Source organism: Enterobacter sp. 725m/11, from assembly GCF_011683705.1.
Classification (GTDB): domain Bacteria; phylum Pseudomonadota; class Gammaproteobacteria; order Enterobacterales; family Enterobacteriaceae; genus Enterobacter; species Enterobacter bugandensis.
The window spans coordinates 16,936-32,365 of record NZ_JAAQOK010000019.1; the positions used below are offsets into that span (position 1 = coordinate 16,936).

The 15,430-nt window shown below is 54.9% G+C and carries 11 protein-coding genes; 9 read left to right on the plus strand and 2 right to left on the minus strand.

Features of this window, described 5'->3' with window-relative positions:
* The first annotated feature begins 71 nt into the window (after positions 1-71).
* Complete coding sequence (alaC, locus tag HBA26_RS10260) at positions 72-1,310, plus strand: alanine transaminase (RefSeq protein WP_028013978.1); 1,239 nt, start codon at positions 72-74, stop codon at positions 1,308-1,310.
* A 50-nt stretch (positions 1,311-1,360) separates the two neighbouring features.
* Here the strand turns inward: alaC and ypdK are convergent, their stop codons facing one another.
* Positions 1,361-1,432 (minus strand): membrane protein YpdK, encoded by a 72-nt coding sequence (ypdK, locus tag HBA26_RS23115; protein WP_099458937.1) that lies wholly within the window; start codon positions 1,430-1,432, stop codon positions 1,361-1,363.
* A 358-nt stretch (positions 1,433-1,790) separates the two neighbouring features.
* Positions 1,791-2,711 carry a kdo(2)-lipid IV(A) palmitoleoyltransferase gene (gene lpxP / locus HBA26_RS10270; protein ID WP_028013977.1) on the minus strand — a complete coding sequence of 307 codons (921 nt, stop codon included), beginning with the start codon at positions 2,709-2,711 and terminating at the stop codon, positions 1,791-1,793.
* Positions 2,712-3,503: 792 nt separating this feature from the next.
* On the opposite strand from lpxP, the gene tssB reads away from it, so the two are divergent.
* The 8 genes from tssB to vgrG all read left to right on the plus strand — a co-directional run bounded on the left by tssB (position 3,504) and on the right by vgrG (position 15,428).
* Entirely contained in the window at positions 3,504-4,001 is a 498-nt protein-coding gene (gene tssB, locus HBA26_RS10275; protein ID WP_041908834.1) for a type VI secretion system contractile sheath small subunit, read from the plus strand.
* Between the two features lie 32 nt (positions 4,002-4,033).
* The gene (gene tssC, locus HBA26_RS10280; protein WP_047368046.1) at positions 4,034-5,578 is read left to right on the plus strand and encodes a type VI secretion system contractile sheath large subunit; all 1,545 of its coding nucleotides are present in this window, start codon (positions 4,034-4,036) and stop codon (positions 5,576-5,578) included.
* A 17-nt stretch (positions 5,579-5,595) separates the two neighbouring features.
* Entirely contained in the window at positions 5,596-6,936 is a 1,341-nt protein-coding gene (tssK, locus tag HBA26_RS10285) for a type VI secretion system baseplate subunit TssK (protein ID WP_126345381.1), read from the plus strand.
* Complete coding sequence (tssL, locus tag HBA26_RS10290; RefSeq protein WP_126345380.1) at positions 6,933-7,622, plus strand: type VI secretion system protein TssL, short form; 690 nt, start codon at positions 6,933-6,935, stop codon at positions 7,620-7,622. The genes tssK and tssL overlap by 4 nt, the downstream gene beginning before the upstream one ends.
* Positions 7,619-9,325 (plus strand): OmpA family protein, encoded by a 1,707-nt coding sequence (locus HBA26_RS10295; protein WP_126345379.1) that lies wholly within the window; start codon positions 7,619-7,621, stop codon positions 9,323-9,325. The genes tssL and HBA26_RS10295 overlap by 4 nt, the downstream gene beginning before the upstream one ends.
* A 5-nt stretch (positions 9,326-9,330) precedes the next feature.
* Complete coding sequence (gene hcp / locus HBA26_RS10300) at positions 9,331-9,822, plus strand: type VI secretion system effector Hcp (protein WP_028019678.1); 492 nt, start codon at positions 9,331-9,333, stop codon at positions 9,820-9,822.
* 159 nt (positions 9,823-9,981) lie between these two features.
* Positions 9,982-12,636 carry a type VI secretion system ATPase TssH gene (gene tssH, locus HBA26_RS10305; protein WP_100169912.1) on the plus strand — a complete coding sequence of 885 codons (2,655 nt, stop codon included), beginning with the start codon at positions 9,982-9,984 and terminating at the stop codon, positions 12,634-12,636.
* A complete protein-coding gene (vgrG, locus tag HBA26_RS10310; protein ID WP_126345378.1) occupies positions 12,633-15,428 on the plus strand; it encodes a type VI secretion system tip protein VgrG in 2,796 nt (931 codons plus the stop codon). Before tssH ends, vgrG begins: the two co-directional genes overlap by 4 nt.
* The last annotated feature ends 2 nt before the right edge of the window (positions 15,429-15,430 follow it).

The following is a 15,430-nucleotide window of genomic DNA, read 5'->3' on the forward strand; positions in this document are numbered from 1 at the left end:
TTTCTAAGCACGCCACATCGGTGGCAGCGTCGCTCGGACGGTCCGGGCGCTAACGTTAATCTGAGGAATCTATGGCTGAATTCAGTCCTGAACGCCGTTTTACGCGTATCGATCGTCTCCCCCCTTATGTTTTCAATATCACTGCTGAACTGAAGATGGCTGCGCGTCGGCGCGGCGAAGATATTATCGATTTCAGCATGGGTAACCCTGACGGCCCAACGCCACCGCATATCGTTGAAAAGCTCTGCACGGTTGCCCAGCGTCCGGATACGCACGGCTACTCAACCTCGCGCGGTATTCCCAGGTTACGTCGCGCGATCTCGCGCTGGTATCAGGATCGTTATCAGGTTGATATCGATCCTGAAAGTGAGGCGATTGTCACCATCGGCTCGAAAGAAGGGCTGGCACATCTGATGCTGGCCACGCTGGATCACGGTGATACGGTGCTGGTACCCAATCCAAGTTACCCAATCCATATCTACGGCGCGGTGATTGCCGGGGCGCAGGTGCGCTCTGTTCCGCTGGTGGAAGGTGTCGATTTCTTTAACGAACTGGAACGTGCCATTCGCGAAAGCTACCCGAAACCCAAGATGATGATCCTCGGTTTCCCGTCGAACCCAACGGCGCAGTGCGTGGAGCTTGATTTCTTCGAAAAAGTTGTCGCTCTGGCCAAGCGTTATGACGTGCTGGTGGTTCATGATTTAGCCTACGCCGATATCGTCTATGACGGCTGGAAAGCCCCGTCGATAATGCAGGTTCCGGGCGCGCGTGACGTGGCGGTGGAGTTCTTTACCCTGTCGAAAAGCTACAACATGGCGGGCTGGCGTATTGGCTTTATGGTGGGTAACAAAACGCTGGTAAGTGCACTGGCGCGCATCAAGAGTTACCACGATTACGGTACCTTCACGCCGCTGCAGGTTGCCGCTATTGCCGCTCTGGAGGGCGATCAGCAGTGCGTTCACGACATTGCTGCTCAGTATAAACGTCGCCGCGACGTACTCGTAAAAGGGTTACATGAGGCTGGCTGGATGGTGGAGATGCCGAAAGCGTCCATGTACGTCTGGGCGAAAATTCCGGAACCGTACGCAGCGATGGGTTCGCTGGAGTTTGCTAAAAAGCTGCTGCAGGACGCGAAGGTGTGTGTGTCCCCGGGCATCGGCTTTGGTGATTATGGCGACACCCACGTGCGCTTTGCTTTAATCGAAAACAGCGACCGTATTCGTCAGGCGGTGAGGGGCATCAAGAGTATGTTCCGTGCCGATGGCCTGCTCTCAGCAAAGAGCGTTGCTGAAAACCCCGTGTCCTCATGACAAAAAAACAGGAGCCAAATGGCTCCTGTTTTTTTGACTGCATGTTCTCACTAGATCATCAGGGCAAAGGTTCCGGCCCAGACTAAAACGATCACCGAAATGCCCATAAAGAAATATTTCACGTTTCATCGCTCCGCGTATCTTGTGGTACGCATTTAAAAACAGAGTCCAACTGATTATAGAGAACTGAAATCCCGGCTAAACAGAAATGAGAATTTTCCCGTTACGGCGATGACTCCCGCTCAGAATTCTGTGCTTTCCTGGTGCCAGACGGCGCTAATGTACGCTTAAAAATGAGGGGTGACAAGAGGGATTTTTTTAAATAATTTCCGCCACTTACGAGTGTCGTGGAACGGCGACAGTTTGATTTCACAGCGCAATAAATTCACTTTGGGCGACGCCATCAAAGACGGTTTTGCAGTGAGATGACAGGTGATTGAAAAGGCTAGTTTCTTAGCGAAACTAACCTTCATGCAGGGCTTAAATATAGAGGGAGGCTTCGCCAAGAGGACGCGTTTTGAAACGGCGATGCATCCAGAGATATTGCTCCGGTGCGCGCATGATTTCAGTTTCGATGACCTTATTGATAAACGCTGCCGCTTCACACTCGTTTTCCGGATAGTTAGCCATTTCCGGAGAGATGTGCAGACGGTAGCCTGACTTATCCGCTTTTCTCACCATCGTCACGGTCAGCATGGAGGCACCTGACAAACGCGAAATGACGAAAGTCCCGTTGGTCGTCGCTACATCCTTCACGGCAAAGAAGGGGGCAAAGCTGCTGCCTTTGCGTCCGTAATCCTGGTCAGGAGCGAACCAGACGGCCTCACCTTTCTTCAGGGCGCCAACCATACCGCGCAGGTTGTTACGGCTGATCATCGCTTTATTGGAACGCATGCGGCCTCGCGTCTGAACCCACTCCATCAGTGCACTATTGTGCGGTCTGTAGGTTGCCATCATTGGCTGACAAAGGCCCATCACGCGCCCGCCAAGCTCCAGGGACATAAAGTGCACGCCAACAACCATCACGCCGCGTTTTTGCAGCTGAGCGCGTTTAAGGTTGTCCAGTCCTTCTACATCAAACCATTTGCGGACGCGTTCATCCGGCCAGAACCAGGCCATGCCGGTTTCAAGCAGCGCCATGCCGATGGATTTAAAGTTTTCAGAGATCAGTTTTTCGCGCTCTTCAGCATTGTACTGAGGAAAGCAAAGCTCGATGTTTTTACGCGCGATAGATTCGCGACGCTTCAGGAAATAGCGGGATGCGCTGCCCAGTTTCGACCCCAGCATACGCAGCACAGGGTAGGGGAGTTGTACCAGCAGCCAGAGAACGCCAAGACCAAACCATGTAAACCAGTAACGCGGGTGTAAAAACGCGCGTTGAAATTTGGATTGAGACAAAATAGAGAAACCTATGTAGAGCCGGTGAAAGTAACGCTTAGTGCGATACCACGTGCCTATTAGACCGTAGTACAAGGTCATGGTTGCAGGCTTTACCGATCTTTACGGCGTTACCTGGCCATAGCTGACGTTGGGTGGGCGGTATAATGTAACACCGTTATACGATATGTGCTATTACTCGTTTTTGATTAAAAAAGCGACGATCCAGGAGGTGTTTGATTTTACAGATTTTATAAACAGCCGCATTGAGAGCATCCTTCCTTCTTGCGCGGCGAGCAGAAGCCTCTGCGCAAGGATAAAGTCAATTCACGAGCAAGCACGGTATTAATGATTGACGACTCGTTAAGTATCCGGAAATGAATTTTTTACTACATATAATAAATAAGAATTTTCATAAGGAAAAATCTTATATATTATTCATGCCATCAATAAAATATTCACTTTTCATAATTTTTCGTTTCTTCTTTTTTTGCGTTCCTCAATAGCTTCTTTCAGTTAATTCATGCTTTTTTGACAAAGTGTCGTGATGCAAATCAAAATAAGTTGTTTTTATTAGTATCTCACTGGTTGCGATCCTTTTAACGATATAAATATTTGGTTTGCGCGAAAAGAGTAGTTTCTTTTTCTGCCTTAGCAGGGCATTACACAATAATAGTTTAGCAGAAAATTCTTAAGAAATTTCTCATTTCGGGTTAATGATCTGCGTATTTGATTTTGTGTCGATCATTATTCTATGATTGCGCATCAACGCGATACCGTGAAGTTGGCATAGCAAAACCAAAGAGGGATGATGAGATGGCTGACAGTTTTCAGAATGAAGTGCCTAAGGCACGTATTAACCTAAAGCTTGACCTGCATACTGGCGGAGCAAGCAAGAAAATGGAATTACCATTGAAATTGCTTGTTGCGGGTGATTTTAGTAATGGGCAGGACACAGCGCCAATATTTGAGCGCGAAAAGGTTAATATCACGAAGAACAATTTTGATAGCGTTCTTTCCGAGTATTCCCCAAAAGTTAATCTGACCGTTAAAAATACGCTGGCTGATGATGGCGGTGAGGACAACATTCAGCTGACTTTCCAGAGCATGAAAGATTTCACGCCAGAGCAGGTGGCTGCTCAGATACCGCAACTGAAGGCGATGCTGGCGATGCGCAACTTGCTCCGTGATTTGAAAGCCAACCTTTTGGATAACCAGACTTTCCGAAAAGAGCTGGAAAAAATCGTTCTTGACCAGTCGCTTAGCGCTGAGTTGCGAAATGAATTATCCGCACTGGCGTCAAAAAAATCCTAACCATCAGGCTGTTTTAACGGATTAATCAAGGAATGCTCATGTCTGTACAAAATAATATTACTGGCGGTGAAAGCGTGGTGCTGGAGCGCCCAGCAGCGGGTGGGGTTTACGCTTCCCTGTTTGAGAAAATCAATCTGAGCCCGGTCTCTGAGCTGAGCGCGCTGGATATCTGGCAAGATGCGCAGGCGATGTCGGATGCCACCGCCGATGAACGTCTGACTGCAGGTATGCAGGTCTTTCTGGAGTGTCTGACCAAAGCAGGCTCGAAAGTCGAAAAACTGGATAAAAGCCTGATTGATCACCATATCGCTGAGCTTGATTTTCAGATCAGCCGCCAGCTGGACGCTGTAATGCACCATGATGAATTTCAGGCGGTTGAGAGCCTGTGGCGTGGGGTGAAGTCGCTGGTGGATAAAACCGATTTTCGCCAGAACGTGAAAATTGAGCTTCTGAGTATGTCTAAAGAAGACCTGCGCCAGGACTTTGAAGACTGTCCGGAGGTGATCCAGAGTGGTCTGTATAAACACACCTACATCGACGAATATGATACCCCGGGCGGCGAGCCGATTGCGGCGCTGATTTCCGCTTACGAGTTCGACGCTTCAGCGCAGGATGTCGCTCTGCTGCGCAATATCTCTAAAGTCTCTGCTGCGGCACATATGCCGTTTATTGGCTCGGCAGGCCCGAAATTCTTCCTCAAGGAGTCAATGGAAGATGTCGCGGCGATTAAAGATATTGGCAACTATTTCGATCGCGCGGAGTACATCAAGTGGAAATCGTTCCGTGATACCGACGACGCGCGCTACATCGGTCTGGTGATGCCCCGCGTACTGGGACGTTTGCCGTATGGCCCGGATACCGTTCCGGTTCGCAGCTTCAATTATGTCGAAGAGGTCAAAGGTCCGGATCACGACAAATACCTGTGGACCAACGCATCGTTTGCTTTTGCGTCCAACATGGTGCGCAGCTTTATCAATAATGGCTGGTGTGTACAGATCCGTGGGCCACAGGCTGGTGGTGCGGTTCAGGACCTGCCTATCCATCTGTACGATCTCGGTACTGGCAATCAGGTAAAAATCCCGAGCGAAGTGATGATTCCTGAAACCCGTGAATTCGAATTCGCGAATCTGGGCTTCATTCCTTTGTCCTACTACAAAAACCGCGACTACGCCTGCTTCTTCTCGGCTAACTCCACGCAGAAACCGGCGCTGTATGACACCGCAGATGCAACGGCGAACAGCCGCATCAATGCGCGTCTTCCGTACATCTTCCTGCTGTCGCGTATCGCCCACTACCTGAAGCTGATTCAGCGCGAAAACATTGGCACCACTAAGGATCGCCGACTGCTTGAGCTGGAACTGAATACCTGGGTCCGCAGTCTGGTGACCGAAATGACCGATCCGGGCGATGAACTTCAGGCGTCTCACCCACTGCGTGACGCGAAAGTGGTGGTGGAAGATATTGAGGATAACCCGGGCTTCTTCCGCGTGAAATTGTACGCTATCCCGCACTTCCAGGTGGAAGGGATGGACGTCAATTTGTCGCTTGTTTCACAGATGCCGAAAGCGAAAGCGTAAAAACAGGCAGGAAGCCGATGAAAACGGAACAACCGTTATGGGGTAGGGGCATTATGGTTTCTCCCCAGCATTTTCAGCAACAGGTCGCGTATGCGGCCTGGTCTGCCGAATGTATTGCCCGGCTGGGACTCATCTCACCCTGGGGGGTCATTGACGCCACTTTCGAACCGGAATCTCTCAAGCTTGGACGTCTCCAGGCCCGTCATCTGCATGTCCGTTTTCAGGACGGAACGCTGATTGATACAGACAATGCAGATTCTCTGCCGCCTGTGTTGTCGCTTGAAAGTGAATCGCAGGAGGTGACGGTGATGCTGGCGCTTCCGCTACTGCGGGCGAATGGCGGTAACTGCCTTAAACCCGATGAAGTGGCCGAGCGCCCGGTGCGTTATCGCCAGCGCTGGCGGGATGTGCGCAATGCGTATGGAGAAGACACCCGTCAGATTGCGGTAATGCAGCCGGAACTGACCCTGCGTTTTGCGCATCAGAACAACAGCGATTACCTGACTTGTCCAGTCGCCCGGCTGGAGCAAGATTCGCAGGGTGCATGGCAATTAGATGAGACGTTTCTCCCCCCTCTGTTGGCCATTCAAGGCAGCCGCTGGCTGGTGACGCAACTGGAACAGTTGATGACCCAGTTACGGGCCCGACTCTGTCGTCTGATGGCAATGCGGCGCGAAAGCAATGAGCGTATGGCTGACTTTGCCGTGGCTGATGTCTCTCTGTTCTGGCTGCTCAACGCGCTGAATAGCGCTGAGCCCGTACTGGGTCAGTTCCAGCGTAATCTGCAAAGCCCGCCGGAACGTCTGTATCCGGAGCTTTCTCGCCTGGCGGGGAGCTTGCTGACATTTTCTCTGGAGCACCAGGTGAACGCCATTCCGGTCTGGCATCATGAGCAACTCAACGCGGTATTTCCGCCGTTGTTTGATTTACTTAGCGATCTGCTTGAAGCCAGTCTGCCGTCCCGCGTGGTGGCTCTGACGCTCGACTATGACCCACGACTGCACTTCTGGCAGGCTCGCCTGCATGACCCGCGTCTGCGCGAAGGAGCGGATTACTATCTTTCTGTACGGTCGCCGATACCGGTGGCGCAGTTGCAGGAACAGTTCCCGCGCCAGTGTAAGGTCGGCAGTCCTGACCATGTGCGTGGGATCGTCAACTCATCCCGCGTGGGTGTACCGCTGATGCCGCTGCGTCATGTGCCAGCCGCCATTCCGCTGCGCCTGGAAAATCAGTATTTCAGTCTCGACCTCTCGCATCCTTTGGCAGCCGAAATGCTCCAGAGCGGGATATGCATGTTTTACGTCCCGGGCATGCTTGGTGAGCCTGAACTTGAACTCTTTGCGGTACTGAGAACATGAGTGAGCGTAAACGCGGCGTTGCCGTGCCTGTTGATATTGACGCACTGCTGCAGGATACCTGGCTTCAGGTCATCAGCCTTCGCCATGGCCCGCTGTTTCAGGAAGGTGAAGGTCGGGTCTTATGGGAACGCTGTATCGCTGATGTAGAGCGCGTTCAGCGTGAACTAAAAGCGAGTGAACTCGATGAAGCCAGCTGTAGGCATATCCTCACTGCACAATGTGCATTGCTTGATGAAGCGGTAAAAGGCCGCGGTGTAGAGGATGATGCCTGTGTGCAGTGGTATGACATTCCTTTGCAGGGACACTTCCTCGGCACGATGGACGCCGGTGACACCTTGTGTGACAGGATGCGCGATGTGCTGCGTGAACCTGCACCAGACAATGCCGTACTGACCTGCTTTCAGCGGGTAATGATGCTCGGTTTTCTGGGTAGTTACCGCTCGCTAAGCGATCCTGAGCGTCAGAAGCTGGTCAGCGCCCTCAATGAACGTGTTACGCCGTTCAGCTATCCGCAGACTCACCCTGTTCTGGCAGAGAGTCGCACCGGACGGGGGACGGGAGGCTGGCTGGCGTCATGGCCCGCTCGTATCGGCCTGAGCGTGATTGTTCTTGCCGCGCTCTGGTGGGGACTGGATCAATGGCTCGATCAGATGCTGCTGACCCTGTTGCCGGGAGTCATAAAATGAGTCCTGTACAACAGCGCGGGCTTGCGCTGTGGGCCGCCCTGCTGAGTGCTGTGGTATGCCTGGCTTTTTTGCCGTTATCCCGGCTGGCTTCAGTGCCCGTTCTGCTGGCGATGATCGGGGTTATCGTCGCGTTCTGGTATATCGCCAGACCTCGTGCGGAGCATGACGCCAGCCTGCGTCTGGATGACCTTCCTGAAACCACTTACCGTCAACCTGTGGTGCTGGTTTGTGGTGATATGCCTCTGACCTGGCCGCAACAGTCACCGGTACTGACCGTCACGCAGGGATGCTGGATCCGCGTTGAGGATCATCAGGATCTGGAGCAGGTTGCCCGTCAGGTACTGTTGCAGCGCCCGGACTGGGGGCGTCAGCTGTCGGTGATGGTCAGTGTCTGTCCGCAGAAACACGTCGACAGCGAAGCCCTGACAAGTCGTCTGTTGGCTTTGCGCTGGCAAATTAGTCAGTTGCGTAAAGAAACGGGACATTCTGTGCCATTGATTCTGAATGGTCAGATAGGCAGTGCGATGACGGATGACATGCTCTGGCAGGCCGCTATTCCGGGTGAAGGGTGGACTGTCTGGCGTGAGTCGAATGCGCCTTGTTCAATTGCCGCATGGGTCACCACCGGCGGTGCGCCTGTGATGCAGCAGCAGGTGCTGATGAATAGCCTGATGAGTTGGTTCCATCAGCATGTCCAGGCGGTATTCATCGATGATAATCCTGATGTTCCGGCCATTGCACCTGCAGCAATGCTGGGGGGAATGGGGCCGATTCTTGCCGGAAGCCTTGCGTCATCGGCCTGGACGGCGTGGTTGTCGCGTCATACCGCCATGCAGCAGGTGTCTGGCTGGCACCCGGTGGGAACGGACAGTACGGTGATCTCCCCACTTCCGGATTTCATCCTGCCACAGCTACCGGAAGGGGGAGGACTCACTCCCCGTGCCCGGACCTGGCGCTGCGTCCTTGGCATTTTCACCCTGGCTGCTATTACCGCGCTGCTTTGTAGTGGCTGGAATAATCGCCAGCTATTGCATCGCGTGAGCTTCGATATTGTCCGTTACGATCGCATTTCTATGGATGACTACGGTCCGAAAGCCGACGCCGTTGCCGTCCTGCACAAGGATGCGGCATTGCTGGATGACCAGGCGCGTAACGGCGTACCGGCCCGATTAGGCCTGGGGCTTTATCAGGGGGAGCGACTCCGGATGCCGGTGCTGGAGGCCATCCGTTCGTATGTTCCTCCGCCCCCCAAACCTCAGCCGCAGCCCAAACCAGTACCGAAAATTGTGCGCCTCGACAGCATGTCGCTGTTCGATACCGGCAGATACGACCTTAAACCCGGTTCGACGAAGCTGCTGGTCAATTCCCTGGTCGGTATCAAAGCAAAACCGGGCTGGCTGATTGTTGTGTCAGGGCATACCGATAACACCGGCAATCCACAACTGAACCAGACGCTGTCCCTGAAACGTGCCGAAGCGGTACGCAACTGGATGCGTGACACCGGCGACGTGCCGGAAAGCTGTTTTGCGGTACAGGGCTATGGCGAAAGCCGTCCTGCCGCAACCAACGACACTCCGGAAGGGCGGGCGCTCAACCGTCGTGTCGAAATCAGTCTGGTACCGCAGGCCAATGCCTGTCAGATACCCGGCAAACACCCGGCGTCATCGCAGGATGATGGCGTCTCAGAAAATAAAACGGAGTAATTAACATGGCAATTCCTGTTTATCTTTGGCTGAAGGACGACGGCGGCGCGGACATTAAAGGGTCTGTGGACGTTCAGGATCGTGAAGGCAGCATCGAAGTGGTGGCACAGCAGCACAACCTGTACATCCCTACCGATAACAACACCGGCAAGCTGACCGGGACCCGTATCCACACGCCGTTCCTGTTCACTAAGGAAATCGACTCCTCCAGCCCGTACCTGTACAAGGCGGTGACCACGGGTCAGACCCTGAAATCCGCTGAGTTCAAGTGGTACAAAATCAACGATGCGGGCCAGGAAGTGGAGTACTTCAACACCAAACTTGAAAACGTCAAGGTGGTGAAAGTGAACCCGGTAATGCACGACATCAAGGATCCTTCTTTCGAGAAGCATAACCACCTTGAGCAGATCGAGCTGCGTTACGAAAAAATCACCTGGACCTACAAAGACGGCAACATCATTCATTCCGATTCCTGGAACGAACGCGCCACCGCGTAATCCTGATGCGGGCAGTTTTTTCCTGCCCGCAGTTTTTTGCTGAGCGCCTGAGACGCGGGTGCTCAGCAAAGAAAACACAACCTGCCTGCCTGACCTTATGCGCTTTGGTGAACAGCGAGGGGCGGTAGCGTGTCCAGGAACCGACAAAGAGAGAATCTCATGGAAAATCCAGCCATCCTGTTACGTCGTCTGAACCCTTACTGCGCCCGCGCGATGGAAGGGGCGGCATCGCTCTGCCAGACCCGTGCCCATGCCGAAATTCTGCCGGAGCACTGGCTGCTGAAGCTGCTGGAGCAAGGCGAGGGGGATCTCACTGTGCTGGCACGCCGCTACGAGTGGGATATGGATGGCATCTGGCAGGATCTGCTCGGCTGGCTGGATAAACAACCTCGCTCCGTGCGCCATCGGCCCCAGCTCTCAGAAGACATCCAGACTCTGATGCAGCAAGCCTGGCTACTGGCCTCACTCAATGGTGAAGAGCACATTCGCAGCGTCCATCTGCTGATGGCGCTGGTGGAAAAACCAAAACTGGCTCGTTGTGACGGCCTCTGGCCGTTGTTAACGCTTGGCCAGAGCCAGCTGGAGCGCCTGAGACCGTTGCTGGATGCGCAATCGGATGAGCGTCCGGAAATACAGCGCGAAGCTGAGCTGGCACAGAACCACGGCGGTGAAGTGGAGTTTGTCGGGCGTCCGGCTGGTGAGGAAATGGAAGAGGGGGAACTGAGTCCTGCACTGCAGAACGCGCTGGACAAATTCACCCTCGATGTCACCGCCAAAGCGAAGGAAGGGAAGATCGATCCTGTGTTTGGCCGTGACACAGAAATCCGCCAGATGGTGGACATCCTTTCTCGTCGCCGCAAAAACAACCCGATTCTGGTCGGCGAGCCGGGCGTGGGGAAAACCGCACTGGTTGAAGGTCTGGCGCTGCGTATTGCCGAGGGCAATGTGCCTGAATCCCTGAAAACGGTCACTCTGCGTACCCTCGACCTGGGCCTGCTACAGGCCGGCGCGGGCGTGAAAGGCGAGTTCGAACAGCGGCTAAAAAACGTCATCGATGCGGTGCAGCAATCACCGTCCCCGGTCCTGCTGTTTATTGATGAAGCGCATACCATCATCGGCGCGGGCAATCAGGCGGGCGGCGCCGATGCAGCGAACCTGCTAAAACCGGCGCTGGCGCGTGGCGAACTGCGTACCATTGCGGCCACCACCTGGTCTGAATACAAACAATATTTCGAGCGCGACGCGGCCCTGGAGCGTCGTTTCCAGATGGTAAAAGTAGATGAGCCTGATGACGACACCGCCTGTCTGATGCTCCGTGGTCTGAAGTCCCGCTACGCCGAGCACCATAACGTGCACATTACCGACGATGCGGTACGCGCGGCAGTTACGCTTTCTCGCCGCTATCTGACGGGCCGCCAGCTGCCGGACAAGGCGGTTGACCTGCTCGACACCGCCGCAGCACGCGTCCGCATGAGCCTCGACACCGTGCCGGAGCAGCTGACCTGCATTCGCTCGCAGATCACCTCTCTTGAAATGGAGAAGCAGGCATTGCTGGAAGATATTGCTGTCGGCAATCAGAGCCATGGTGAACGCCTGACCGTCATTGAGCAGGAAGAGAACGATCTTATCGTTGCTCTCGACGAGCTTGAAACTCAATACGGGCAGGAACTGAAACTCACCGAACAACTGCTGGAAAGCCGCCAGGACATCTCCCGTCAGAGCGAGACGCACGCGCTGCAGCAGGAACTGCACGGCATGCAGCACAGCAACCCGCTGCTCTCGCTAGATGTGGATGTGCGCACCGTTGCCAATGTGATTGCTGACTGGACAGGCGTTCCGCTGTCATCGCTGATGAAAGATGAGCAGACCGAACTGCTTACCCTGGAAGATGAAATTGGCAAACGTGTGGTCGGGCAGGATGTGGCGCTCGCGGCCATCGCGCAGCGCCTGCGTGCGGCAAAAACGGGTCTTACATCTGAGAATGGCCCTCAGGGCGTATTTCTGCTGGTGGGCCCGAGTGGGGTGGGGAAAACCGAAACCGCCCTGGCTCTGGCGGACGTGATGTACGGCGGTGAAAAATCACTGATTACCATCAACTTGTCCGAGTACCAGGAGCCTCATACTGTTTCCCAGCTGAAGGGCTCCCCTCCGGGCTACGTTGGCTACGGTCAGGGCGGTATTCTCACCGAAGCCGTGCGTAAGCGACCGTACAGCGTGGTGCTGCTCGATGAAGTCGAAAAAGCGCACCGCGACGTGATGAACCTGTTCTACCAGGTGTTCGACCGTGGCTTTATGCGCGACGGTGAAGGTCGTGAAATCGACTTCCGCAACACCGTTATTCTGATGACCTCCAACCTCGGCAGCGACCATCTGATGCAGCTGCTGGACGAACAACCTGAATCCACCGAAGGCGATCTGCACGAACTACTGCGTCCGATCCTGCGTGACCACTTCCAGCCCGCGTTGCTGGCCCGCTTCCAGACCGTGATTTACCGTCCGCTGGCGGAAGCGGCCATGCGTACCATCGTGGAAATGAAGCTGTTACAGGTTAGCAAGCGCTTGCATCGCCACTACGGCCTGACCACGCAGATTAATGAGAGCCTGTATGACGCCCTGACCGCCGCCTGCCTGCTGCCGGATACCGGGGCGCGCAATATCGACAGCCTGCTGAGTCAACAAATTCTGCCGGTGCTGAGCCAGCAGTTGCTGACCCGTATGGCCGACAGACAAAAACCATGGTCGTTACATCTGAGCTGGAGCGAAGAAGAGGGCATTGGCCTGGAATTTGACGTTCAGGAGGGAGTGGACGCATGAGTAATAATCCTCCGTTAAGGTTCAGCCATAACCACCACCTGCTGGCGGTGAAAGGCTGTGAGTCCGCGCTCGACGTGCTGGCGTTTGAAGGCGATGAAGCCCTGAGCACGCCGTTCCGCTACCGTATTGAATTCACCAGCGGTGACCACGCCATCAGTAAAGAGATGATGCTGATGAAAGGGGCTTCCCTGACGCTGCAGGCCCCGGCAGACCAGGGTTACGGCATCAGAGTGCAGCAGGCCGTGCGCACCCTTCAGGGGGTGGTGACCGGCTTTGAACGCCTCGGCACATCAAAAGATGAAACCCGTTATGCCCTGACGCTCCGGCCACGCCTGGCGCTGCTCGACCGCTCGCACCAGAACGCCATTTACCAGGACATGTCGGTCCCGCAAATCGTGGAAAAAATCCTGCGCGAACGTCACGGCATGCGCGGCCAGGATTTTCTGTTCTCGCTCACTAAAGAGTATCCGCGCCGTGAGCAGGTGATGCAGTACGGCGAGAATGACCTGCACTTCATCACCCGCCTGCTGGGTGAGGTCGGTATCTGGTTCCGCTTCACCACCGATACGCGCCTTAACATCGACGTGGTGGAGTTTTACGACAGCCAGCAGGGGTACGAGAAAGGCCTGACGCTGCCGTCGGTGCCGCCGTCAGGCCAGCACTCGCAGGGCGTGGATTCGGTGTGGGGGATGGAGAGCCATCACAACGTGGTGCAGAAGCAGGTCAGCACCCGGGACTACAACTACCGTCAGGCCACGCAGGACATGAACACCGTGGTGGATGCGACCCGCGGGGATGTCACCACGTACGGGGATGCCTACCACTGGGCGGATAACTACCTGACGCCGGGCAGCGCGCATGAACGTAACCCGGCGCCCGAGTCCGGGGCGTTTTATGCCCGGATCCGGCACGAGCGCTACCTGAACGGCCAGACGCGGACCCGGGCCATCACCAGCAGTCCGGCGCTCTCTCCGGGGATGCTGCTCAATGTCACCGGCGGGTATGAAGTGGCGGAGGTGTTTGCGCAGGGCGTGGTCATCACGGCGATGCAGACCCACGCGCGGCGGGATGAAGACTTCAGCCTTCGCTTTGACGGTATTCCGGACAGCCCGGATTTCAGCTTCCGCCCCGAGCCGGGAGAACGTCCGGTGATGGCCGGTACGCTGCCGGCCCGCGTCACCAGTACCACTGAAAATGACACCTACGGGCATATTGATAAAGACGGCCGTTACCGCGTCAACATGCTGTTCGACCGTGATAACTGGGAGACCGGGTTCGAAAGCCTGTGGGTGCGCCAGTCCCGCCCGTACGCCGGCGACACGTATGGCCTGCACCTGCCGCTGCTGGCGGGCACAGAAGTGGCGATTGGCTTTGAGGACGGTAACCCGGACCGGCCGTACATTACCGGCGTGCTGCATGACTCGGCGCACGGCGACCACGTCACCATCCGGAACTACAAACGCAACGTCCTGCGCACCCCGGCGAACAACAAAATCCGCCTTGATGACGAGCGCGGAAAAGAGCACATCAAGGTCAGCACGGAATACGGCGGCAAGAGCCAGCTGAACCTCGGGCACCTGGTCGACAGCGGAAAACAGCAGCGCGGCGAGGGCTTTGAGCTCAGGACGGACAGCTGGGGGGCGATACGGGCGCAGAAAGGGATTTTTATCTCGGCGGACGGGCAGGCCAGGGCGCAGGGCCGGGTGCTTGAGATGCAGGCGGCGGTCAGCAATCTGGGGGATGCGCGGGCGCAGATGCAGGCGATATCGGATGATGCACAGACGGCGACGGCGAACCCGGCAGACCTTCAGGCGCAAATTACGCTGCTGGAGCAGCAGCTGACGGACCTGAAAAAATCGGTGCTGCTGATGAGCGCCCCGGACGGTGTGGCACTGACCAGCGGACAGCATCTTCAGGTATCGGCCGGCCAGAACCTGATTGCCACGGCCGGTAAAAATGCAGACGTCAGCGTGGTGAAAAATCTGTTCATCGGGGTGGGCAATGCCCTGAGCGTGTTTGTCCGCAAGCTGGGTATCAGGCTTATCGCGAACCAGGGGCCGGTGCAGGTACAGGCGCAGAACGATCTGATGGCACTGCTGGCACGCAAGGAAATCAGCATTGTCAGTACGGAAGATGAAATCAAAATCATCGCGAAGAAGAAGATCACGCTGAACGGTGGCGGGAGTTATATCACGCTGGATGCGAATGCGATTGAAGCGGCGACGCTCGGGGATTACCGGACACGGGCGGGATTTTATGACCGGCAGCAGAAGGCTTCAGCGAAACCTTCATTTTTAACGTTCCCCGTACTGGATGCGTCAGAGCCCGGCACAGACCACGGTAAATCAGATACAGACGAACAGGGAAGCGGAAAGGAACAGCCTGATAATCACCAACATCAACAACCCGAGGCTGGAAAACAAAGTTTGCGTTTTGCATTCCCTGGTGCCGATAGTGTAAGCCAAAGTATGGACTGGATGACAAATCAGCCGTACAACATTACTGACAGTAATGGGAAAATCCTGTCGACTGGCACGGTAGATAGTTCAGGTCGCTTCCCGAAAATAGTACTTCCTGAAAGCGATACATTAAATTTAATCATTGGGCGAGAAACCTGGAGTAAAGAAGACCTTTCTGTTTCATCAACTGAAGACGAAAGTATGGTTTTTTTGGGAGATGAAGAAACTGATGCCGATTTTTATTTAAGTGAAGTGGATTCTGAAGGTGATAGAGCATCAGCATTGACTGAATCAATGATTGCAACTTTATTAAATTTAACAAAGGCTAGTTGATA